A 22,107-nucleotide genomic window follows, 5' to 3' on the forward strand; every position below is an offset into this window, starting at 1 on the left:
CCCAGGTGATGCACGAAGGTTCACCGATCGCGACATTCACAGGCGGCGCGCTTGGCATTCTCGTGATGCTGTCGCTCAAAGCCCTTGAGGGTCGCGCCAGTGGCCCGATCGCCATGTTGGGTGCGGTAGCCGTCGATATCCTGATCGACGGGCTTGTTCTCGGGTTGGCGTTCGTCGCTGGCGGGAAAGCCGGCGTGTTGCTGACGATCGCGTTGACGTTGGAGGTTCTGTTTCTCGGACTGACCGTGACGACCGAGTTGGGCGAGACGATCAAGTCCAAGGCGCGTATTATCGCGATTACTATGGGGATCGCGTTGTTGCTGCCGATCGGTGCAGCGATAGCGACGCCCGTTGCGACGTTTCCGCCCGTCGTCATCGCCGGGTTTCTCAGTTTCGGTCTGATGGCGCTGCTCTATCTCGTGACGGAAGAGCTGTTGGTCGAAGCGCACGAGAAGCCTGACACCCCGCTTATCAGCGCGATGTTCTTCATCGGGTTTCTGGGATTGCTCCTGATTGAGGAGGTATTGGGCTGACCGCTCGACGTGGAACGTCCTGGACCGATGATGATGACGCCGAGCTTCGTCGGCGTATCGAGGCCAGGCAGACGCTGGCGGTAATTGCGCGCGAGATGGAACGAACGATGGATGCGGTTCGGGGAAGAGCCTCAACCCTGAGGGTAACTCTCCGCTCGTCGCAGCGACCGTGGCGGGACGGCGTGCCGCGCCGAGTAGACGTAGACTAGAAAAATAGGGGCGGTTGCCCGCCCCTATCCAGATTTAGCCGTGCTTCATGCCGCCCTTGGCATGATCGCAGCAGTCCGCGGCCTTGGCTTTTGCGCCATCCTTGCAGCAGTCCGCACCGTCCTTGCAGCACGCCATGTCGGCGCAGCAATTGGCGACAGCGGCGAATGCGCCAGTCGACAGGGTGAGGGCGAAAGCAGCGCTGATGAGCTTAAACTTGGTCATGATATTCTCCGAAATTTACGTGTGATGGTGTTCAATTTCACACGGTTTGCGGAGGGGGTGTGGCCGGAGCGTATGCCATGCCTAAAAGGCCCGTCTGTGGAGCCGGCCATGGCGATAGACGGGAGGACGGAACCAGCTCGATATGTTCGACGGTTTCGCCGGCAACTGCAACGCACGGTATGGCGCAGGCCGACGCAGGCGCCTTTTTGACGGGAGCGCCTGCTGATTTGCTGGCGCAGTCCATCATCGCGGACGCAGCCGGAGGCGCGGCCATCGCCATCGTCTCGCAGAGCGGACCAAGCCGGACCAGTAACATCACTGCCAGGACGAAAAACGCCATGGAATGCAATATCTTGGAGAGTGGGCGAGCCCGGCGTTTCATTGCATGCATCTAGAAGCACACTTCGTGATGCACAATGTCGCAGGAGCGGTTTGCCACACTAAGCGGACTTTACTCGCCTTTCCGATACGTTGGTGAGGTTGCGATGCTGGAAAGGTCCGTGGCGCTATCGATCGGCACGCCTGCCTCCTTTCGTTCGGAATAGCGATCGACCAGTTGTGCGGTGTGCGGGCGTAGCAGGATCGTGAAGCGTACCAATTCCTCCATCACGTCCACGATCCGATCATAGTAGGCCGAAGGCTTCATTCGATCGCTTTCGTCGAACTCGGCAAACGCCTTCGCGACGCTGGATTGGTTGGGGATCGTCACCATCCGCATCCAACGGCCAAGGACGCGCAGCGTGTTCACGCTGTTGAACGACTGCGACCCCGCCGACACCTGCATGACGGCGAGCGTGCGGCCCTGCGTTGGGCGCATCCCGCCCATCGACAGCGGCAGGTGATCGACTTGCAGCTTCATGATGCCGGTAATCTGGCCGTGTCGTTCAGGGCTGCACCACACATGCCCCTCCGACCACATCGACAGTTCGCGCAACTCGTGGACGGCCGGGTGATCGTCCCCCGTCACCTGATCGGGCAGCGGCAACGTCGAAGGATCGAAGATCCGCGTTTCGCAGCCGAAGAATTGTAGCAGGCGAGCAGCTTCTTCGACGCACAGCCGCGAGAAGGACCGCTCCCGCAGGGATCCGTAGAGCAGCAGGATCCGCGGAGGTGGATCACCAGCGCCCAGCCCAAGGGCAGGACGATCGAGCGCATAGCGCTGATCGAGTGCGGGCAGATTATCAGGATCGGAGAGAGTGCGGAGCGGCATCAGGCGGTCCTTGGGCCAAGCAGAATGATACAGGTGCCGATCAGGCAGAGTGTCGCTCCACCAGCGTCCCAGCGATCGGGCCTCACCCCTTCGACAGCCCACAGCCAGACCAGCGATGCGCAGATATAGACGCCGCCATAGGCAGCATAGGCCCTCCCCGCTGCATCGCTATCCACACGTGTCAGCAGCCAGGCGAACAGCATTAGCGAGACCACGCCCGGAGCCAGCCACAGGGGCGATTTGTCCAGCCGCAACCATGCCCAAAAGGCAAAGCAGCCCGCGATTTCCGCAAGCGACGCGGCAAGGTAGACGAGTGCCGTCATACCATGCTGATCCTGATCGCGAGTGCCGCGAGCGTTACCAGCAGCACCGGGATCGTCAGTGTCGCGCCAACCTTGAAGTAATAGCCCCAGCCGATCCGGATGCCCTTTTGCCCGAGGACATGCAGCCAGAGCAGCGTCGCGAGTGAGCCGATCGGCGTGATCTTCGGACCGAGGTCGCAGCCGATCACGTTGGCGTAGATCATCGCTTCCTTGATCGCGCCTGTGGCGTGCGTCGCGTCGATCGACAGCCCCCCCACCAGAACGGTCGGCATGTTGTTCATCACTGATGACAGCAGCGCGGCAATGATCCCGGTCCCGAACGCCGCACCCCACACGCCGCCTTGCGCGGTGCGATCAAGCAGGCCGGCAAGGTGGTCGGTCAGGCCAGCATTCCGCAGGCCATAGACGACCAGGTACATGCCGAGCGAGAAGATCACGACCTGCCACGGAGCGCCGGCCAGCACTTTGCGCGTCTGGATAACATGGCCGCGCGCGGCGATGATAAGCAGGAGGACCGCGCCGGCAGCGGCAACGGCGCTGACCGGCACGCCGATAGGTTCAAGCAGGAAGAAGCCGGCGAGCAGCAGGGCGAGAACGACCCAGCCCGCCTTGAACGTGGCAGGATCGCGGATCGCGTCAGCGGGCGCGCGGAGCTGAGCCACATCATAGCTGCCCGGTATGTCGCGCCGGAAGAACAGCAACAGCGCGACCAACGTCGCGGCGATCGACGCCAGATCGACCGGCACCATTACCGAGGCATAATCGGCAAAGCCGATCCGGAAGAAGTCGGCCGACACGATGTTGACGAGGTTGGAAACGATCAGCGGCAGGCTGGCGGTATCGGCAATGAACCCCGCCGCCATGACGAACGCCAGCGTCGCCTTGTCCTTGTATCCCAAGGCGCGCAGCATCGCGATGACGATCGGCGTCAGGATCAGGGCCGCGCCATCGTTGGCGAACAGTGCCGACACCGCCGCGCCGAGCAGCACGATCAGCACGAAGAGCCGGCGACCATGCCCCCCGCCCCAGCGCGCGACATGGAGCGCCGCCCATTCGAAGAATCCGGCTTCATCGAGCAACAGGCTGACGATGATGATCGCGACGAACGTCGCGGTCGCATTCCAGACGATGCCCCACACCACCGGCACATCGGAGAGCGAGACGACGCCGACGAGCAGCGCAACGGTTGCACCGCCCAGCGCGCTCCACCCGATGCCGAGGCCCTTGGGTTGCCAGATGACGAGCGCAATCGTGACGACGAAGATAGCAAGCGCGAGCAGCATCAGGCGATGCGCTGACCCGAGGCGTCCACGACCTTTTCGCCGTCTTCCTTGGCAAACGCCCCCTGTTGCGGCTCGGGCAGCAGATCAAGGACCGCTTCGGACGGTCGGCACAGCTTCACGCCGACCGGAGAGACAACCAGCGGCCGGTTGATGAGGACCGGATGCGCCATCATAGCGTCCACCAGCACGTCGTCGGACAGCGACGTGTCGCCCAAGCCTAGCTCCGCATAGGGCGTGCCTTTCTCACGCAGCAGATCGCGGGGCGTGATCCCGGCGCGATCGATCAGCTCGACCAGCAGCGCGCGCGAGGGCGGCGTCTTCAGATATTCGACTATATGCGGCTCGATGCCGGCATTCCGGATCATCGCCAGCGTGTTGCGCGACGTGCCGCACTCGGGGTTGAGATAGATCACGATATCGACGGCCACGGGGCGTCCTTTCAGCAGCAGGGGGTGAGTTCGGCCAGCAGTGGCGCGCACAGTTCGGGCGAGCCGGCGCAGCAGTCTTTGACGAGGAACAGGGTCAGTGCGCGCAGTCCGCCCAGATCTGCGCGGTAGACGATGGAGCGGCTATGCCGTTCAGAGCGGACCAAGCCCGCACGCGCGAGGATGCCAAGGTGCGCCGACATCGTGTTTTGCGGCACATCGAGCTGCCGAGCAATATCGCCCGCAGCGACGCCGTCTGGCTCGTGCTGAACCAGTAGGCGGAACACGTCGAGCCGTGTTCCTTGCGCTAGTGCGCTAAGCGCGGCGATCGCGGTGTTGCTTTCCATATATCCAGCATAGACGATATAATAAATTAAGCTAGAGCCGGGTGCGACACTTGGCTCCCCTCCCCTGCTTTCCCGCGACATTGATCGAATTTTTGCTAGTGCTTTTTAGGTATACCCTCTGCGTTCCTACCCTGGCCGGTCCGATTTCCGCCAAAAAACAACATCAAAAATTTGGCTTGGATTGCCCCTTTGGTCCGCTTGGAGTCCTAATCAAGGAAGACCAAACGGCACCCTACCAAACGGCACCGCCGAAGCTCCATTGAGGGTTAAAGCTTTGCCTTGTATGCGCTCGCAAGGCGGTGTCGGCGCGTTGCAGTTCACTGCTGGCGACCGTCCCACAAACGATTGAGTTTAGAGAATGGGACAGGCTTCCCGAAACCTGTGGGAAATACGATCTGAGGAGTGTATCGTCTGCCGCAGACACACGAACTGGCCCTGATTGGGGTGACCAGGACCAGTCCCGATTTAGCTATTCCAATCAGCGCGCGACGCGAAGGATGATCTTCCCGCGCGCCCGGCCGGACGCCTGATAGGCAAATGCCTCCGAAGCATCGGCGAGCGGAACGGCACGGTCCATCAGCACGCGGACACCGCCAGCCACCTTATCCACCACGCTCGCGAGCCGAGCCGCGTCTGACGAGTGGAAGACGAAGGTCGCACGAACGCTGTGCGCCTTGGCCATAGCGTCGTCAGGCGGTGACACCGTGGAGGCCAAGATGCCGCCCGCGCGCAGCACGTCGAACGAACGAACCTGCGTTTCGCCGCCGACCGTATCGACAACCACGTCTGCGTCAGACACGCGCGTGGCGAAATCCTCGTGCCGGTAGTCGATCACCACGTCCGCGCCGAGCCTTTCGACTACGGCGATGCCGTCCTCCGATGCGGTCGCGATCACGCGCGCGCCGGCGGCACGGGCGAACTGGATGGCGAAGCTGCCGACCCCGCCCGCACCGGCATGGATAAGGACCGTCTGTCCGGCTCTGAGGTCCGCTACCTCGAACAGCGCCTGCCATGCCGTGCCTGCCGCCGTCGGGATACCGGCGGCATCCTCGAAGCCGATCGCATCGGGCAGCTTCACGAGCTGGTCCGCCGGCACGAGTGTGAACTCGGCGACGGCACCGCCGCTGGTCGGCGCCGTGCGGGCGACGATGCGGTCGCCGATCGTCCAGCCGGTCACGTCGGCGCCGAGCGCCTCGACCGTGCCGCTGAGATCGGTGCCGACCGTAGCCGGAAAGGTGAGCGGGAAGTAGCCGTGCATCGCACCGCTCCAGAGCTTCACGTCGAGCGGGTTGAGCGCCGCGCAGGCGACACGCACGAGCACCTCGGTCGCGCCGGGCGGCGGCGTCTCGACCTCGACTAGCGCGGGATCGACTTCGTAGCCGCTAAGCTGAAACGCCTTCATCATGCCTGCTCGCTGGAGGCGCCCATCGCGCCCATCTGGCGCAACCAGCCGAACCAGTCCTCCATGTGCCAGGTGTGCGTCACTAGGCCGTTCTCGATGTGGTGGAACTCATGGATCGGCAGCGTGAAGGGGCGGCCGGTCGGCGCCACACCGAACCACTCGCCCTTGTGCGTGCCCGTGATCTCCGCGCGCACGCCGGCCCGGCCGGGCGCGCCGATAATCTCGTGGATCGTGACCTTTGCGTCGGGGAAGGCGGCGCTGAAGCCCCGGACCAGCGGCTTCATGCCATCACGGCCGGGCTCCTGGCCGGGTGCGAGCGGAATGTCCTGCCAGTCGGCCGTGACAGCCTGATCGAGCAGATCGGGGTTATGTTCGGAAAAGGCGCGGTACAGCGTTTCGACCGCAACGCGATCCTCCTCACTTAGGGTGCCGCTTACCGCAGCGTCGGGTTGAGCCATGCTCTATCTCCTTGATGACAGCAGAAAGGTAAGAGCCGGCGCCACATCGTTGAAATAGATAGTCGGTATGTGGCATCATCATCACCATGGATTTGCAGACCGTCGATCTGAACCTGCTCGTCGCGTTCGACGCGCTGATGGCGGAGCGCAACGTCACGCGCGCTGGCAGGCGCACCGGTCGCACCCAGCCGGCGATGAGCGCGGCGCTTGCCCGATTACGCGCCCTCTTTGAGGACGAGCTGTTCGTGCGCGGCCCCTCCGGCCTGCAACCGACCCAGCGTGCGATAGAACTGGCAGAACCGCTCGGCCGCGCGCTTGGCGAAATCCGCCGCACGCTGGACTTTACCCAACGTTTTGATCCCACCACCTCGACGCAGAGCTTCACGCTCGCGCTGTCCGACCACCCCGCCTTCGTGCTGCTGCCGCGTCTGACGAACAGGCTGCGGGCGGTGGCGCCGGGCGTGACCTTGCGGGTCAACGCCTACACTCACCGCGACGATACCGTCTCACTGCTCGATGCCGGCGAGGCAGATCTAACGATCGGGGTGCCAGCCCGTCAGGGGGCGGGTGGCCGCATCCTGATGCGGCCGTTGTTCGAGGATCGCTTCGTCTGCATCCTGCGCCGCGACCATCCGGCCGCATCGCAGCCGCTCGATCTGGCCGCCTTTCTCGGCCTGTCGCACCTGCTCGTATCACCCGAAGGCGATCGCTTCGGCCAAGTCGATGCCGTGCTGGCGGCTCAAGGCCAGCGTCGGCGCGTTGCGCTCAGCCTGCCGCAGATGCACGCCGCGCCCAACGCCGTTGCCTGCTCCGACATGATCGCGACCGTGCTGGAAGGTGTCGTCGCGGCGTCCGGCAGCCGGAATCGCCTCGCCATGTTTCCGCCGCCTGTCGATCTAGCCCCGGTGTCCTTCGTCATGTCGTGGCACCGACGCAACGAGGCGCATCAGGCACAACGATGGCTGCGCGAGACGATCGCGGAACTGGAACCGTTCTATCCACCAAGCTGATCGACGGACATACGGCCTATCGATTGGCGCGATAACTGATCGGCTCTTAGCTTGTCCTCATAGTTTCCAGCGGAGTGGGCAGCATGAGAACGGCTATAGTCACGGGAGCATCGCGCGGGATCGGACGTGCCTGCGCCATTACACTCGCCGCGCAGAGGTTCGCGGTCGTCGTGAACTATGCCGGGTCGGCCGACGAAGCGGCTCAGGTAGTGCGCGAGATCGAGAGTGCCGGCGGCAAGGCGCTAGCTGTCCAAGCCGATGTAGCGTCCGCCACCGCCGTCGCTCGCCTGTTCGACGGGGCGGAAGCCGCATTCGATGGGATCGATGTGGTGGTGTCCAGCGCAGGCGTGATGACCACCGGTCCCATCGCGGAGGTTGGCGATGATGAGTTTGATCGCGTGATCGGCATCAACCTGCGCGGCACGTTCAACGTCTTTCGGGAAACTGCCCGGCGGGTGCGCGACAACGGCCGCCTGATCGGCCTATCGAGTACGACGCTGGCGCTCAACGCGCCCGGTTACGGGCTCTACAATGCGACAAAGGGCGCGGTCGAAAGCATCGTGCGCGTCGCCGCCAAGGAGCTGGGTGGACGCGGTATCACGGTCAACGCGGTTGCCCCCGGCCCGGTCGAGACAGGCTTGTTCCTCGATGGCAAGTCGGAGGCGGACGTGCAGCGCATGGCCGGCATGGCGCCGCAAAAGCGGCTCGGCCGGCCTGACGACATCGCCGGTGTCGTCGCCTTCCTCGCATCACCACAGGCCGCCTGGGTCAACGGACAGGTCGTACGGGCGAACGGGGGTATCGCATGAGCGCCCTCACCAACCATCAGGTCGTCCTTGTAACCGGCGCCGGCAGCGGCATCGGCCTTGCCATCGCGACCGTTCTCGCCTGCGCCGGGCATCACGTCCATGCGGGGCTACGACTGTCGCGGGTCGAAGGGAAAGAACGGGCCTCCGCCATCCGCGATCTTGCCGACAAGGAAAGACTCGATTTACGGGTCGTCGATCTCGACGTGCTGTCGGAGGTGAGCTGCCGCGCCGCCATCGATCAGGTGATGGGTGAACGCGGCCGGCTCGATGTGGTGGTCAACAACGCCGGCATGTTGATGACGGGCATCACCGAAGCGTTCGCGCCTGAGCAAGTGCAGGCTATATTTGACACCAACGCTACCTCGTGGCTTCGCGTCAACCGTGCCGCGTTGCCCGTAATGCGTCGGCAGGGCCACGGCGTCCTTGCCTATACCAGCAGTACCACCGCCCACATCGCAGAACCGTTCCTCGGCCCCTATGCCGCCGCCAAGGCGGCAGGCGAGGCGCTGGCCGAGGTCATGGCCATGGAGGCACGGCCGTTCGGGATCGAGACGGTCATCCTCGTGCCAGGCGCGTTTACGAGCGGCACCGACCACTTCGCCCATGCCGGCAGGCCGGCGCAACCGGCCGTCGTGGCGCAATATGGCGATCTGCCGTCGCGTGCCGAAACCCTGGGCGATCGGCTGCGCAAGATCGACGCCGCGCACGGTGGTTCGCTGGACGTGTCTGCAGTTGGGGAGGCGCTGCGCGACGCGCTCGCTCGCCCTCGTGGGAACCGCCCGTTCCGAGTGTTCGTGGACGGTCAGCACAAGGGGGTGGAGGAGATCACCACCGTGCAGGACGCACGGCAGCGGCTGCTGCTCGATGCGTTCGGCCTGGGTGACCTTTTACCGAGCGCGACAGCCTCCTAGAGGCTTGATCGACCTTCCCACAAAGGGTGATCATAAGAGAAAATTCTAAGGGCATCTCGAGGACGCAGCCGGTCAACACGACTTTACCGCGCCGACCAGCAATCAGTCGCCGAAATAAGCAGGTCCATAAAGATCGTCGGCCAGCGACATTCCCTTTGGTGCCCAGCCAAGCTGCTCTCGCGTCCGCATGCTGTCCACCGGATTGTCGACGGAAACGAACGGTGCGGTAAAGCCCAGCTGGCGCTTGGCGTCGGCCTTAGTGCCCGATCGTACAGGGAGGCACAGCCGCCGACCCATGATTTCGGCGATCTCTCGGTAGGTCAGCCCGGCGTCTCCGACGCCGTGGTACACGCCCCCGGCAACACCTTGCTCCAGCGCGAGCCTAAACAGAGTCACTGCGTCGTCGATTTGCACCCCGGTCCAGCGGTTGGCGCCATCTCCGACATACAGCACCTCGCCATGCTTGCGCGCGGCAGCCGCGAGCTGCGGGATCAACCCCTTATCGCCCATTCCGTGGACGGAAGGTGCCAGCCGGACAATCGAGGCGCGCACGCCGCGTGTCGCCCACTGCAATACACGGGCTTCGCTCACCGCGCGCACATAGCCGGGTGATCCAGGGTTCGGCGCGTCGGCCTCGGTGGCAACGCGTGGTGCGCGTTCCCCCGAAGCGCCGGCGATGCCCATTGTGGCAAAGGCGGTGACCAACGGCCGGTTCGAGCCCTGCAGCGCGCCTGCGAGCGCGTCGAGCGCAGCGTCGTTGGTTGTGGTGATTGCCCTCATCATGCGGGCGATCATGTTGCCGGGCCAGCCGCCCAGCACCGCGCCGAGCAGGCGTCTACGCGGCATGTCGCCCGGTGAGAAGCTGTAGGCCAGGTGGATCACGCCGTCCGCCTCCGCGGCGCCCTGTCGCAGTACGGCCAGATCAGTGAGGCTGCCGCTGAGGGAACTGACGCCCACATCGCGCAACGCCTTTGCCGATGCTTCCGACCGGGCAAGGCCTACAACCTCATGCCCGCGCGCAATTAAATTCGTGGCGAGGGCGGGACCTATAAAGCCGGTTGCGCCCGTAATGAATACTCTCATTCTCATATTCTTTCGCAAATGTGTCAGGTGTCGGGGGCACCGATGAACAGCTCCGCGACGATCATGTTGGGCAGCCAGCAAGCCCAAGCGATAACGCGGTAGGATATTGTGAAATCGAGCCCCATCAGGCTGGTTAGTGGCAGGTAGAGCCGCAGCGTCACCGCCGACAGCGTCAGCGCAAACGAGCGGATCATCCAGCGGTGATGCGCCGGCACGCGGCCCATCAGGATCTCCCGCACTGCGATTGTCGTGGCGGTGAGCCACGCTGTTCCCAATGCAGCGAAGCCGGCACCAGCAATCGGTCCCGCCGATACGCCAGTCGCTAAGACTAGCGCCGACACGCCGCCCGCGGCACAGCTGGCGACATAAACCCGTCCAAGCGTCCGGTGGATCACGGGTCGGCGTCCACGCAATGCTGGGACGAACTGCCAAGGTCCGACAAGCAGTGCGGTGGCGGCACCTGCCGCGTGTATAACGATCCACGGACTGAGGTGACGGTTGGCGGTGATGTTAGGCGGAACCGGGCCGACCCCGGCAAGATAGCGGTAGGATGCGAGCGCGACGACGCTGCTTAGCGCGGCCAGGCCGCTCCACATCACACGCCGACTAATCGACGGTCGGGAGCCTCGATCGGCGAATATGGAGAGGGTCGCTTCTTTACTCATGGGCCTACGGAAAAAAGGAGGGGAGCCCCTCAACTAGACTTCGCCGGCTGGATCATCCATCTTCATATGTCCTGTAGTTCATCGCGATCGTCCAATAACCATGGATCCACTTTCAGACGTTCTGACAATGATGCGGCCGACGAGCTACGGTTTTCGTGGCCTCGACGCCGCTGGCGATTGGGCTTTGGCGTACGATTCCGCGCAAGGCATCCGGTGCATCGCCATCGAGACGGGAACCTGTCGTTTATGGCTGGAAGGCTGCACGGCGCCCACGACACTTCAAGCAGGCGACGTCGTGCTGATGACGTCGGGCGCAGCACGTCTCGGCGCGTCCGATGCCGCCGTGCCGGTCGATGCCGTGGCGCTGTTGTCGAGCGTCTCCGCAGGCGCATTCGTGACGCTAAACGGCGGTGGGGATTGCATTGGGGTAGGCGGCTTCTTCCAGCTCGGCGACAGACAGGCCGCAGCGCTGCTCGCAACCTTGCCACCCCTGGTCCATGTCGGAGAGGGTGAAGGCAGGGACGCCTTGCTGGCGGGCATACGGCGCCTGATGCGCGAGCTGCGCGAGCCGCGTCCGGGAGGCGCGCTACTCGCCAGCCATCTCGCCCAGGCGTTGTTAATCGAGGCGCTGCGTGCGCATCTTAAAAGCGGTCAAGTGCATCGTGGTTGGCTCGCCGCGCTCGCACATCCCAATTTGCGGCGGGCGATGGAGGCGATGCACGGAAACGTCGCGCATCGTTGGTCCCTGGGCGAGCTGGCGCAGTGCGCGGGCATGTCGCGGTCAAGCTTCGCCGCGCATTTCGAGCAGGTCACGGGCGAGACGCCGATCGGCTATCTAGCACGCTGGAGGATGACGATTGCTTCGGACCGGCTGGCGCGGGGCTGCATGTCCCTGTCCGCCGTTGCTGCATCGGTCGGGTATCAGTCCGAGAGCGCGTTTGGTGCGGCGTTCAAGCGCGTTACAGGCCGTTCACCCCGCAGCATGGGAAAAACGTCTTTCCAAGTGGAAACTGGAAAGCTTGGCATCATCGACAAACAGGCTGACGCCTATCAGCTTTCGGACAAAGCGGCACCCGACATGGCATTCTGACCGGAATGCCCGCCGGGCCTCAAGGCTTTCCCTCAAACTAGCGGCGATGGAGACGGCGCAGGCGTTCTTGGACACGATTATGGTTTGAGACCGGCTTAGCAGGCGAACGGATTACAAGTTCAGCGCTCCGGCCTTGTCAGCCTGACGTTCGCTTTCTACTATGTTATGATGTCACATCAGAAGCTCGCGCCTGCTAATCCCGCCAACGTTCCGAGTGCACGCTTCTTCCCCCACATCGGGCTGGCCGCAAACATGCGCGTGCTAGATGTGGGATGCGGCAATGGCGATCTGAGCCGGGTCGTGGCCACGCTGGTCGGGCCTGGAGGTGAGGTCGTTGGTATCGACAGGAGCAACGAAGCGCTCGCATCGGCTCGCGCGGTATCGCCCTCCGCGGAGATGGCGCCTATCCGCTACCAGATTGCGGATCTGAGCGGGGCGCTGCCTGACCTAGGCCACTTCGACGCGATCGTTGGACGCCACGTACTGATGTATCTTCCCGATGCTGCCGCCACTCTGGCCCGACTTGCACGACTGGCCAAGCCAGCCACAATCCTGGCTTTTCAAGAGCATGCACGCGCCGACTTACCAGTCGGAGCAGGTGAGCTTCCGGCGCATCGGCAGTGCTACACAATGGCGTGGGACACCGTTGCCGCGAGGGAGGCGACGTAGCGCTCGGTTACCGTCTAGCAGGCCTCGTGCGTGCTGCCGGTTTCGCAATCGAGGATGCGCGAAGCGAAGGCGTTCTCATCCAGCCTTGGGAAGACTCCTTTTTACCGACGCTCATGCGCGTCATGCTGCCGCGGATGATCGAGCGGGGTATCGCTCGCGAGGGCGAGGTCGATCTGGACATGCTCGCGGACCGTATCGAGAAGGAGCGCAGGGCAGCAAGCGGTACGATCTTCTGGGATCTGGCCTTCCTCGTTTCAGGCCGTTTCGACCCCGCGTGGTAGCCATCGCCCGAGCTGGTGAAGGCCCACCCGAACACCAGTCGCCTGTCTGCCTGCCATAGTCGGGCAGGTTGATCTGATTTGAGCCTGTGGCGAACGCATGTGAGCATGCCTTTTCATCAAGGTCATACCACCTACACGCAATGCCCGCGCATCAGCATCAACTCCGGTGCATCTAGCGATAGCGCTCTCGCGTTATGACGATCTTCCCGATTGGGAACGCTCAGCGAGACGACGCGGGCGTTCTCGGAATCGATCGAATTTTTTGGAAAACTCCGATCAACTAGGCCGAAGTGGCGGTGCGGTTCCTCACGCCCCACTCGCATAGGGGCAGCAGAGCCTCGATCAGCGTCATGCCGAACGGCGTGACGGTGTAATCGACCCTGGGTGGCACTTCGCCATAATCGTGACGAACCACTACGTCTGCCGAGGCGAGTTCACGTAATTGCTGGATCAGCACCTTCTCGCTGATGCCTCGGACCGCCCGCCTGAGATCGCTGAACCGACGCGGACCCGAGCGAAGGTGATACAGGATCAGCGGCTTCCATTTACCGCCCATGATGGCCAGCGCGACATCAAGGCCGCAGTCAGTTGGAGGATTAGATTGAGGAACATTCATCCGGTCTCTCTGGTACTTACCTAAAGGTAGGTTCTACCCCCACTGGCAGTGCCGGTCCATATCCGGGGAACGTACGCGATGGGATCGATCATCCTTTCCGTCGTAACAATGGAGCCTAGACATGACCGACACGCCGACCATCCTAATCTATGCGAAATATCACATCCAGCCCGGCGACGTGGAAGCATTCCGGGATGTCGCTTTGCGCATGGCACACGCGGCCAGGCTGCGGGACGGCTGCGTATTTCTCGACGTCACGGAGGAAGTAGGCGCAGCCGGCACGTTCCGCCTGATTGAAGCTTGGCGAGATCAAGCGGCATTAAGCGCGCACCTCTCCACGCCCGATTTCCAATCGGTATTCGAAGAAGCCGGGAAACTCGGCATCATCGACCGTCAGGCTGACGCCTATTCAATCTCAGGCAGAGCGACGCTCGATATGCCGTCCTGAGTGAAGTGACAGCCGGGAGCTCTAAGCTTTTCCCGCAAACGAAGGGCGGCTGGATGGCTGGCGACACTTCGTAAGGGCACCTCCCATTCGCAGCCCTCTGCCCCGCCCGATTAGACAGCGGCTATGATCGATTTCCAATTGTGCCTCTTAGGTATACCTCTGGTGGACCAAGGTTAAACGACCCAATCCCGGACGTTCGCGTCCCCTGTACCTCTCCCCAACTTCGGACGATCATTCATCCTTATGGAGCACCGCCAGAGTCGAACATTTAGTGGCTGATTGCCTGGCTGCACATTGGTGCATTACAACTCGAGCCGATCCCGACGACGAGAGAGGGTCGAGATCGGCAAGTCTCCTTACATCAAAGTATCAATAACGCCGCCATCGACACGCATGGCTGCGCCCGTCGTCGCAGACGCCAGTGGCGAGGCGAGGTAGACGATCATATTTGCAACCTCCTCGACCGTGGCGGCGCGCCGGATGATCGAGCTCGAGCGGTGTTCCTGCACAAACGCCGCCGCCACCTCCTCGATCGGCTTGCCCGATTTCGCACGTTCCGCCTCCAGCATCGCCTCGACGCCCTCCGACAGGGTCGGGCCTGGCAGCACGGAGTTTACCGTCACGCCGGTGCCCGCCATCCGCTTGGCGAGGCCGCGAGCGAGCGCGACGTCGGCGGTCTTGCTGACGCCATAGTGGATCATCTCTACGGGGATGTTGAACGCCGATTCCGATCCCAGGAACAGCAGCCGGCCCCACCCCTTCGCTTCCATCTTGGGAAGATAGGCGCGGGCAAGGCGGACGCCGGCCATGACGTTGACCTGCCAGTGACGGTCCCACGTCGCATCGTCGGTGTCGAAGAAGTCGGCGGGCTGGAAGATCCCGAGATTGCTGATCACAATGTCCGCATCCGGAACGGCGGCGACGAGCTGCTCGTGTCCCTCGACGCTGGCGAGATCCGCCGCCACACCGACTGCGCTGCCGCCGATGCGGGCGACTGCGGCGTCCACCTTCGCCTGTGTACGGCCATTGACGATCACGCGTGCGCCGGCGTTCGCGGGGCCTTGGGCGATGCCGAAGCCGATGCCCTCGGTTGATCCGGTAACGAGCGCGGTCTTTCCGCCTAGGTCGATGTTCATGAGGTCGGTCCTTTGATCAGATCGGAGATGGAGATAGCTTCGGCCATCGCATGGTTGCCGGCATCGCCGGGGTGGAGGTGATCGCCGCTGTCGTAGCGGTACGCGAGATGGTCCGGTCTGGCGGGATCACGCAGCACGAGGTCGAAATCGGCGACGGCGTCGAAAGTGCCGGATCCGCGTATCCAGTCATTGATCCGGTGCCGCAACGCGTTCTTGTCTGGACTGTAGTAGCTCGCGTGCAGCGGCGTGTCCGGCAGCGCGTCGGCGAACGGCGGCAGCGTCGTGCCAATCACGCGGATGCCCGCCCCGTGAGCGCGCGCGACCAGCGAGCGATAGCCGCGGGTCAGGGCCTCGAACGTCATTGCGGGAGCATTCGGGTCGAACGGCGTGCCCGGCCATGCGATGTCGTTGATGCCGACTGCCAGAATCAGCGTGGCGACGCCCGGTTGCGAGAGAACGTCACGGTCGAGCCGGGCGAGCGCGTTCGCCCCCATTCCGTCACTGAGTAGCCGCCCCCCGGAGATTCCTGCGTTGACCACTGCCACACCGTTAGGCGCGGTGCGCGAGGCCAGATAGTCGGGCCAGCGGGTGTCAGCATCTAGCGTCGCTCCGGCACCATCGGTGATCGAGTCGCCGAGAACGACCACGGCACTCCGTGCCGATGCCGCATCGACCAGCACGCCAGCGAGCAGCAGGCGCGTCGTGGTCGTCGTCTCGATGGCCGGATCGACATCCGCGATCCGCTCGCCCTCGAACACATAGCCCGTCCGCTTGCCATCCCAGTGGAAGCTTTCGATCGTCGGTTCGGCAACGAAGCGGATGGAGATCGCCAGATCCTGCCCCGCGGTCACGGTAATCGGCAGCGGATCGCTCGTGATGGATGCGCCGGGAGCAATGATCACGTCCTCGTCGCCACCGAAGCGGACGCTGCGGTCGGCCGCGCTATCGATGCGGCTGCCGCCCAGCGAGGGCGCGGCATGAACGGCGGCGATCGTGATCGCCCGGCTGCCGTAAGTGTTAGCCAGGACGATGCGAACGTCGCGGCCGCCGACGCCGAGCCGGATCACCTGGCGCAACGTCCGGCCGGCAAGCCGAGCCGGAATGTTCGTCGGGAACAGGAAGTCGGCACCCCAGACCGGCTGCTGGCTGGCTGTCCACGCCGGCACGATCTGGGTCGGGGCGGCGAGCATGGCCGCAACGGCAAGCAGTCCTTTCATGCGAAGACCTCCTGCGTGCGATCGCGAGTGGCGAGCAGGGCTACACCGATCGCGGCGAGCGGGAAGACTGCGGCGACCCAGGTGATCGCGCCGAGACCGATCGCCGACAGCGCAGCGCCGCCCGCCCAGGCGCCGATCGCGTTGCCGAGATTGAAGGCGGCGATGTTGACGCTCGAAGCAAGGCTTTCGCCCGCGCCACCAGCGTTCGACATCACCCACATCTGCAAGGGCGCGACCGTCGCGAAGGCCGCAAAGCCGAGCGCTGCAACTGCGACCAACGCACCCATCTTGCTGGCGAGCAGCGGAGCCAACAGCACCAGCACCACGAGCAGGCCGATCAGGCTCGCGAACATTGTTGGCACCAGCGCACGATCGGCGAACCGGCCACCGACGAGGTTGCCGAGCACCAGCCCCCCGCCGAACAATAGCAGGATCGGCGAGATCGCTTTGGCCGAAAAGCCGCTCCGCTCGATCAACAGCGGTGCGATATAGGTGAACACCGCGAACACGCCGGCATAGCCGAGCACGGTAGTAGCGAGACCGAGCAGCACCGGACGCTGGCCAAGAACGCGCAGATCGCGGCGCCAGTCGGCAGGCTCCGGAGCCTCGCGATCCGCCGGTACCGCCAGCGCGATCACCGCTAAGCGGACGACACCGATGATTGCCACCGCCCAGAAGGTCGCACGCCAACCAGCCTGCTGCCCCAACCATGTGCCCATCGGCACACCCAGGATGTTGGCGACGGTCAGGCCAGTAAACATGATTGCGATCGCGGAGGCCTTGCGTTCGGGCGGAACCAGCCGCGTCGCGACGACGGAGCCGACGCCGAAGAAGGTGCCGTGCGCCAACGCCGCGAGCACCCGTGCCGCCATCAGCAAGCCATAGCTCGGAGCGAGCCCACATGCCGCGTTGCCGACAACGAAAATCGCCATCAGCGCCAGCAGCACCTGCTTGCGCGGCCAGAGCGCGGTCACGACCGTCAGGACCGGCGCACCGACGACAACGCCGAGTGCATAGCCCGAGATCAGCAATCCGGCGGCGCTGGTCGAGACGTGCAGATCGGCACCGACATCGAGCAGCAGCCCCATGATGACGAATTCGGTAACGCCGATGCCGAAGGCACCGGCGGTGAGCGCCAATAGCGCAAGTGGAGGGCAGGAGCGTGTCATGACGCTCCTTATGGCGCCCTAGGCATCGAAGAATTAGAGCCAGAGCAGGCACATCATCTGTGAACGTGGGGAACAATCATGCCCAAGGATCCGAACCGCGCAGCCGAGATGGCAGTGTTCGTCCGCGTAGTGGAGGCGGGCGACTTCTCCGGAGCGGCGCGGGCGTTGGGCCTCAGCCCGTCAGCGGTCAGCAAGCTTGTCGCGCGACTGGAGGCCCGGCTCGGCACCAGGCTGTTCCGCCGCTCGACTAGGCGGCTGGCGCTGACTTCCGAGGGGGAGACCTTCCACGCCCGCGCTGCCGCGATCCTGGCCGAGATCGATGCTGCGGAGCGCGAAGCGGGCGGGGCGCGACTGCCCGCCGGACGCGTACGTATCGCAAGCAGCGCATCTTACGCGACGCACGTGCTCGCGCCGCTGCTACCGAACTTCCTCGAGCGGTATCCTGACATCGCCCTCGACATCGTCCAGAGCGACGCGATCACCGACCTTGTCGCCGACCGCACGGACCTCGCCATCAGGGCGGGGCCGCTGGAAAGTTCCGGGCTGATCGCCCGATCGCTAGGTGAAACAGCCCTGGTCGTCGTGGGGTCACCAAGCTGGATCGAACGCCATGGCATGCCGGCAACGCTTGCCGATCTCGCTCTCCACGACCGGCTCGGCTTCTCCTACCCACGCGCCTCGGGCGATTGGCTGCAACCTGCGCGAAGCGAGGACAGTCGCGTGCGGGTAAACGACGGCGAAGGCATCCGCCAACTCGCTCTTGCTGGCGTCGCCCCTGCTAGGCTCGCGGCGTTCACGATCCGCGATGATCTCGCAGCAGGCAGGCTGGTGCGTTTGCTGCCGCTGGACAGTACCCCACCCCGTGAGGCGTTCCACGCCATCTACGTCGGGCGGTCGGACACGCTGCCGCAACGCGTTCAGGTGCTGCTCGATGAATTGACCATCCACGGCATCGTCCGAGACTAACGCGAGGTGGAAGGGAGGCTCGGACCCAGAAGCGGCCATCGGAAGCCCCCTACCCGCTTCCCACTTTCTGCCATTCGTTCATCTCGCGATAGCCGTCCACTCACGGCAGCGCTGGACGGCCGCGTGTCTGCTATTGGGGGGAAGTGGAGCGACTGCTACGGGAACGCCGATAGTGAAAGCAGACATAGTGTGACACCGCCTTCCCTTAGAGGATGGTGAAACGAGAATGTTCGCTATTGGTGATGCGCCGTCCCTACGCTTAGCGCGACGGCGCGGCCCGGCGAGGCGGTGACCGGTGCGCCGATGGCGGGCGCCGTTCACGCGTCCCTCAACCGCCGGCGCCATTCCAGGACGCAGTCGAGGCGCGCCTCGACGTATTCGCCGAGCGCCTCGACCTCGGCGATCGCTCGCTCTAGGCCGTCGGCTCTGACCTTGATGGTCGGCATCAGCAGAGAGCCGAGCGATTCCGGTTCGGACGTCAGTGCGGATATCTCGTCCCCGCCGACGAAGAAGGGCCTCGGATGCTTCTCGAGCGTCGCCTTGTCGTGCGTGACGGTGAAGGAGGTCAGGTCCTCGCTGTGCTGACCGCGGTTGCGGGCGAGCACGATCTGCTCGATCAGCCCGCGGTCGACGGCGCAATCGCTCCAGTCGGTGTCGAGGATCTCGCCCAGCGCGGTCAGGTAGGCGGGCACGAACCCCTCGCGGAACGCGGCCTTGCGGTCGCCGAACGAGAAGCAGATGACACGCTCCTGCAGCGTTCTGAAATACATCTTTAGCGTGTCGGATAGCATCGAGAGGCACGCCATGCCCAGCACCTCGAGCGCGGCGTCCGCGTCCAGCCACTGCTCGAGGTAGGCTGGTTCGCCGTCCTCGCTCCACGGCGGATCGTCGAACGGGGCCCTCTCCTCCTCAATCGCCGCCTTGGTCTCGACGAACCCCTTCGCCCCCTGCGCGTAGAAGAAGCGGATGAAGCCGGTGCGGCTCTTGAGGAAATACAGCGCGTCCATCGGCGTGCCCCCTTCTCGGCTAACCCTGCTGGATGAACGTGACGACCTCGCTGATCGGCGGGCGTGGCACCGACAGGTCGGCCTCGACGCCGCGCGGGTTCGCGATGTTCTTCGTCGGATCGTAGACGAACACGAACATCCGCTTGCAATCGGGGTGCTTGGCGTAGATCACGAAGTCGTCGGCGACCTCCTTGCGCAGCGCCACCCCGTCATATCTGTCCCGCGTCATCTTGAACTCGACGATGGTGCCCGCCTCCTTGAGGAGGGTATCCGCCCGGGCCGACCCTCCGGCCGTGCTGGGCATCGCCTCCTCCGGCCGGACGTCGGCGAACTCCAGGCGCAGCAGTGCCTGGAACAGATACTGGACGTCGTATTCGTTGGTCATGGCGAGGGGTGCGGAATGCATCCTCTTCTTGTCGGCGCGGCGCTTCTCCATCTGCGCCACGACGTCGGGGAAGCGCGTCGCGATGCGGCGGAGCACATCCATCGCCTCGTCGGCCGTCGAGGTCTGCCGACCACGCGACAACATCTTCATCACGTGGTCGGCGGCGTAGCGGGCCTTCTCGAGCTCGCGGAACACGATCGCGACCGTCCCCGGCAGGGTGGTGTCGGTCGCGGCCGCCGCGACCATGTGTTCGCGGAGCCGCCCCTCGTAGAGATCCAGATCCCCCTCGAAGCCCTCCAGCGCGCTGAGCAGGTGCTCGCCCGAGGCGTATTCGCCGGGTATCTCGAAGGACAGGAAGCGTCCGTCGGTCTCGTGATAGAGGAACATCGCCGCCTCGTGCGCGTCCGCGGCGTCCTGCCCATTGCCGTAGCCCTGCTTCGGATTCGTGCCGCGCATCATCTCGGCCCATTCGCCGGTGTTCGCCCGCACGAAATCCCGCAGGTATTGCGCCGCCTTCCTGGCAGTCTTGTTCGGTATCATCGTCCTCGTGCCACTCCCGCCGCACTGCCTTCCGGCGGAAGGACTTCAGCGGCAAACCGGCGATACAGCATTCCGCGGCATCACAGCAGGGGGCACTGTTAATCCTAATGCACCGCTGATTACCTACTTGGTTAGGGCGCCACCAAGCGTGCCCGACGTCCCTCTTTGTTCCGTAAATCTCCGCACCCGTTCTCGCCCCCCAGCGGCCTTGGCAGACCCCAAACGTTGATTCGAACCAATTTCTGGTTAGTCTGACAGTACCATCCTCGACCTCGTCGGCCTTAGACATGTTGGAGGCTTCGACGGAGGATAGCTCCGGTCGGGTTACCGAGGAGTGGCGAGCCCCTGCCCCACCTTATGAACAAGCAGCCGCTTCTCGAGATCGGCGGTCGATAGCGGTCATTCCGCTAACCACCATAGCTGTCGAGCCGAACGCCTTGCCCCCTCCCCTACCCCACAACCGTGCGAGGTCAGCGGATCGCGACAACCTTGACCTCAACGGCATCAGCAATCTTCTTCCAGTTCTGGTCGCTGGTCCATGCCGGCAGTCCATCGCGCCGTGCCAGTGCCAGGCAGAAACGATCGCCAAGGCTAAGTCCCGCCTCGGCTGTCGCCGCTCGTAGCCGACCAGCAATTTGCGCGAGCGCCTTGTCGGCCGGCACCACAGTCAGTGGCAGTGGATCGAGCATGGCATCCACTTCGCGCTCGGGCATACCCGCATGGACGAAGTGACTGACGACCTCGGCATAGTTGACGCTGCTCACCCGCGCCCCGCCGACCTCGGCCGCGACCTTTGCTGCTCCGCGTTCGCCCTTGAGCATGGCAATGATCGCAGACGCATCCAGCACCACGCTCATTCGCCGCTCTCCTCGCGACGTCGGGCAAGGAAAGCCTCAACGGATGCGTCGGGGTTACCGCCGGTGTACTGCTTGGCCAGCGCCTGGGCGCGTGCCACCGCTTGGCTTGCCGTCCGCAACACCACGCCATCATCCGTTTCATCCAGGTAGACCGCACCGCCGCCACTCGGACCAAGACGCTTCCGGACATCCGCAGGCAGGCTCATGCGCCCGTTGGCCGTGATGTTAATTTGCAACGTCATATCGGCGCACCCGCCCCTGTCGATTACGCTAGCGTCATATAGCTAAGCTGGCCGCCTCCGGCAACGAGCGAGCCTTGATGCTACGATCCCATTCTCATGTCTCCTATACCTTCGTGTGGCATGCCGCCATAGCCGTGCCAAATCACCTATTTCAGCAGGTGCGTTTTAGGTATGCGCCAAGCGCACCAGCTCCGGGCGGGTCTGTTTTACGTGAGAGAACGACGTATAGATTTCTGGTCGAATTGCCCGTCTGGTCCGGCTGAAGTCTTAACCAAGAAGGACCATACGGAACCCAATTAAACGGCACCGTTGAACCTCCTTGCAGGGTAACAAGAAGCGTCTCTCCCCCGAAAGCGCCCAACTAGGCGATGTGGCGCCTAGAAAGATTTTTCGTGTTGAATCGGGCCTCAACGACCATAATTGGGGACAATTCTGCCTGGCAGCTTTCAGGCTCGAGATGATCGAAAGCGGCCACCGGCACGGGTGTCACAACCGTTCGGTTGTGACACTGGGCACATCATGGCTGCTCGCGCCCCATTTCGGCCGTTCACTCGATCGGTATGCGTTCCCGAAACCGGCCGTTAAAAACCGCT

At 63.8% G+C, this 22,107-nt stretch carries 27 protein-coding genes; 9 read left to right on the forward strand and 18 right to left on the reverse strand.

Annotated elements, in window-relative coordinates; translation table 11 throughout:
- Window positions 1-533: ZIP family metal transporter (locus tag ASE79_RS06315; protein WP_056413590.1), on the forward strand; the 533-nt coding region annotated here is incomplete at its 5' end.
- 243 nt (window positions 534-776) lie between these two features.
- Here the strand turns inward: ASE79_RS06315 and ASE79_RS06320 are convergent.
- From ASE79_RS06320 to ASE79_RS06360, 8 genes are all read right to left on the reverse strand, one after another.
- Window positions 777-965 carry a hypothetical protein gene (locus tag ASE79_RS06320; RefSeq protein ID WP_041394287.1) on the reverse strand — a complete coding sequence of 63 codons (189 nt, stop codon included), beginning with the start codon at window positions 963-965 and terminating at the stop codon, window positions 777-779.
- 451 nt (window positions 966-1,416) lie between these two features.
- Window positions 1,417-2,175 carry an arsenical resistance protein ArsH gene (arsH, locus tag ASE79_RS06330; RefSeq protein WP_056413598.1) on the reverse strand — a complete coding sequence of 253 codons (759 nt, stop codon included), beginning with the start codon at window positions 2,173-2,175 and terminating at the stop codon, window positions 1,417-1,419.
- Window positions 2,175-2,498, reverse strand: a complete 324-nt coding sequence (locus ASE79_RS06335; RefSeq protein ID WP_056413601.1) for a YnfA family protein — start codon at window positions 2,496-2,498, stop codon at window positions 2,175-2,177. The genes arsH and ASE79_RS06335 overlap by 1 nt, the downstream gene beginning before the upstream one ends.
- Entirely contained in the window at window positions 2,495-3,781 is a 1,287-nt protein-coding gene (locus ASE79_RS06340) for an arsenic transporter (protein WP_056413604.1), read from the reverse strand. The genes ASE79_RS06335 and ASE79_RS06340 overlap by 4 nt, the downstream gene beginning before the upstream one ends.
- Entirely contained in the window at window positions 3,781-4,209 is a 429-nt protein-coding gene (arsC, locus tag ASE79_RS06345) for an arsenate reductase (glutaredoxin) (protein WP_082445131.1), read from the reverse strand. Before arsC ends, ASE79_RS06340 begins: the two co-directional genes overlap by 1 nt.
- 11 nt (window positions 4,210-4,220) lie before the next feature.
- Window positions 4,221-4,553, reverse strand: a complete 333-nt coding sequence (locus ASE79_RS06350; protein ID WP_056015375.1) for an ArsR/SmtB family transcription factor — start codon at window positions 4,551-4,553, stop codon at window positions 4,221-4,223.
- 478 nt (window positions 4,554-5,031) lie between these two features.
- Window positions 5,032-5,958, reverse strand: a complete 927-nt coding sequence (locus ASE79_RS06355; protein WP_200910326.1) for an NADP-dependent oxidoreductase — start codon at window positions 5,956-5,958, stop codon at window positions 5,032-5,034.
- Window positions 5,955-6,413, reverse strand: a complete 459-nt coding sequence (locus tag ASE79_RS06360) for an ester cyclase (RefSeq protein WP_056413609.1) — start codon at window positions 6,411-6,413, stop codon at window positions 5,955-5,957. The genes ASE79_RS06355 and ASE79_RS06360 overlap by 4 nt, the downstream gene beginning before the upstream one ends.
- 86 nt (window positions 6,414-6,499) lie before the next feature.
- Here ASE79_RS06360 and ASE79_RS06365 point away from each other — a divergent pair, with 86 nt between their 5' ends.
- The 3 genes from ASE79_RS06365 to ASE79_RS06375 all read left to right on the forward strand — a co-directional run bounded on the left by ASE79_RS06365 (window position 6,500) and on the right by ASE79_RS06375 (window position 9,143).
- Window positions 6,500-7,423, forward strand: coding sequence for a LysR family transcriptional regulator (locus ASE79_RS06365; RefSeq protein ID WP_056413612.1), 924 nt, complete (start codon window positions 6,500-6,502; stop codon window positions 7,421-7,423).
- An 83-nt stretch (window positions 7,424-7,506) separates the two neighbouring features.
- Entirely contained in the window at window positions 7,507-8,232 is a 726-nt protein-coding gene (locus tag ASE79_RS06370; protein ID WP_056413668.1) for an SDR family oxidoreductase, read from the forward strand.
- On the forward strand, window positions 8,229-9,143 hold the full coding sequence (locus ASE79_RS06375; protein ID WP_056413614.1) for an SDR family NAD(P)-dependent oxidoreductase: 915 nt from the start codon (window positions 8,229-8,231) through the stop codon (window positions 9,141-9,143). The genes ASE79_RS06370 and ASE79_RS06375 overlap by 4 nt, the downstream gene beginning before the upstream one ends.
- A gap of 102 nt (window positions 9,144-9,245) precedes the next feature.
- Here ASE79_RS06375 and ASE79_RS06380 read toward each other — a convergent pair whose 3' ends face one another.
- Window positions 9,246-10,226, reverse strand: coding sequence for an SDR family oxidoreductase (locus tag ASE79_RS06380; RefSeq protein WP_056413616.1), 981 nt, complete (start codon window positions 10,224-10,226; stop codon window positions 9,246-9,248).
- Window positions 10,227-10,249: 23 nt separating this feature from the next.
- Window positions 10,250-10,822 (reverse strand): DUF2306 domain-containing protein, encoded by a 573-nt coding sequence (locus ASE79_RS06385; protein WP_056413621.1) that lies wholly within the window; start codon window positions 10,820-10,822, stop codon window positions 10,250-10,252.
- 169 nt (window positions 10,823-10,991) lie between these two features.
- Here ASE79_RS06385 and ASE79_RS06390 point away from each other — a divergent pair, with 169 nt between their 5' ends.
- The 3 genes from ASE79_RS06390 to ASE79_RS06400 all read left to right on the forward strand — a co-directional run bounded on the left by ASE79_RS06390 (window position 10,992) and on the right by ASE79_RS06400 (window position 12,931).
- Window positions 10,992-11,981 carry an AraC family transcriptional regulator gene (locus ASE79_RS06390; protein WP_082445132.1) on the forward strand — a complete coding sequence of 330 codons (990 nt, stop codon included), beginning with the start codon at window positions 10,992-10,994 and terminating at the stop codon, window positions 11,979-11,981.
- A gap of 168 nt (window positions 11,982-12,149) precedes the next feature.
- Entirely contained in the window at window positions 12,150-12,650 is a 501-nt protein-coding gene (locus tag ASE79_RS06395; protein ID WP_162237003.1) for a methyltransferase domain-containing protein, read from the forward strand.
- Window positions 12,651-12,763: 113 nt separating this feature from the next.
- Window positions 12,764-12,931, forward strand: a complete 168-nt coding sequence (locus ASE79_RS06400; RefSeq protein ID WP_156359564.1) for a hypothetical protein — start codon at window positions 12,764-12,766, stop codon at window positions 12,929-12,931.
- A 280-nt stretch (window positions 12,932-13,211) separates the two neighbouring features.
- Here ASE79_RS06400 and ASE79_RS06405 read toward each other — a convergent pair whose 3' ends face one another.
- Window positions 13,212-13,547 (reverse strand): winged helix-turn-helix transcriptional regulator, encoded by a 336-nt coding sequence (locus tag ASE79_RS06405; protein WP_056413630.1) that lies wholly within the window; start codon window positions 13,545-13,547, stop codon window positions 13,212-13,214.
- Window positions 13,548-13,668: 121 nt separating this feature from the next.
- Between ASE79_RS06405 and ASE79_RS06410 the strand changes: the two genes are divergently transcribed.
- Window positions 13,669-13,995 carry a putative quinol monooxygenase gene (locus ASE79_RS06410; protein WP_056413633.1) on the forward strand — a complete coding sequence of 109 codons (327 nt, stop codon included), beginning with the start codon at window positions 13,669-13,671 and terminating at the stop codon, window positions 13,993-13,995.
- A 356-nt stretch (window positions 13,996-14,351) separates the two neighbouring features.
- Here the strand turns inward: ASE79_RS06410 and ASE79_RS06415 are convergent, their stop codons facing one another.
- The 3 genes from ASE79_RS06415 to ASE79_RS06425 are packed head-to-tail and all read right to left on the reverse strand — an operon-like array spanning window position 14,352 to window position 17,517.
- Window positions 14,352-15,131, reverse strand: a complete 780-nt coding sequence (locus ASE79_RS06415; protein ID WP_056413636.1) for an SDR family NAD(P)-dependent oxidoreductase — start codon at window positions 15,129-15,131, stop codon at window positions 14,352-14,354.
- Window positions 15,128-16,321, reverse strand: coding sequence for an SGNH/GDSL hydrolase family protein (locus tag ASE79_RS06420; RefSeq protein ID WP_200910327.1), 1,194 nt, complete (start codon window positions 16,319-16,321; stop codon window positions 15,128-15,130). Before ASE79_RS06420 ends, ASE79_RS06415 begins: the two co-directional genes overlap by 4 nt.
- Window positions 16,322-16,344: 23 nt before the next feature.
- Window positions 16,345-17,517, reverse strand: coding sequence for an MFS transporter (locus ASE79_RS06425; RefSeq protein WP_056413639.1), 1,173 nt, complete (start codon window positions 17,515-17,517; stop codon window positions 16,345-16,347).
- Between the two features lie 78 nt (window positions 17,518-17,595).
- Here ASE79_RS06425 and ASE79_RS06430 point away from each other — a divergent pair, with 78 nt between their 5' ends.
- Window positions 17,596-18,483, forward strand: a complete 888-nt coding sequence (locus ASE79_RS06430; RefSeq protein ID WP_200910328.1) for a LysR family transcriptional regulator — start codon at window positions 17,596-17,598, stop codon at window positions 18,481-18,483.
- 317 nt (window positions 18,484-18,800) lie between these two features.
- Here the strand turns inward: ASE79_RS06430 and ASE79_RS06435 are convergent, their stop codons facing one another.
- From ASE79_RS06435 to ASE79_RS06450, 4 genes are all read right to left on the reverse strand, one after another.
- Window positions 18,801-19,490, reverse strand: coding sequence for a hypothetical protein (locus ASE79_RS06435; protein ID WP_056413645.1), 690 nt, complete (start codon window positions 19,488-19,490; stop codon window positions 18,801-18,803).
- 19 nt (window positions 19,491-19,509) lie between these two features.
- Window positions 19,510-20,415 (reverse strand): hypothetical protein, encoded by a 906-nt coding sequence (locus tag ASE79_RS06440; protein ID WP_156359565.1) that lies wholly within the window; start codon window positions 20,413-20,415, stop codon window positions 19,510-19,512.
- A 470-nt stretch (window positions 20,416-20,885) separates the two neighbouring features.
- A complete protein-coding gene (locus tag ASE79_RS06445; RefSeq protein ID WP_056413651.1) occupies window positions 20,886-21,272 on the reverse strand; it encodes a type II toxin-antitoxin system VapC family toxin in 387 nt (128 codons plus the stop codon).
- A complete protein-coding gene (locus ASE79_RS06450; protein WP_056413659.1) occupies window positions 21,269-21,514 on the reverse strand; it encodes an AbrB/MazE/SpoVT family DNA-binding domain-containing protein in 246 nt (81 codons plus the stop codon). Before ASE79_RS06450 ends, ASE79_RS06445 begins: the two co-directional genes overlap by 4 nt.
- Between the last annotated feature and the right edge of the window lie 593 nt (window positions 21,515-22,107).

Origin of the sequence: Sphingomonas sp. Leaf28 (genome assembly GCF_001421685.1) — a bacterium.
Lineage (GTDB): Bacteria > Pseudomonadota > Alphaproteobacteria > Sphingomonadales > Sphingomonadaceae > Sphingomonas > Sphingomonas aurantiaca.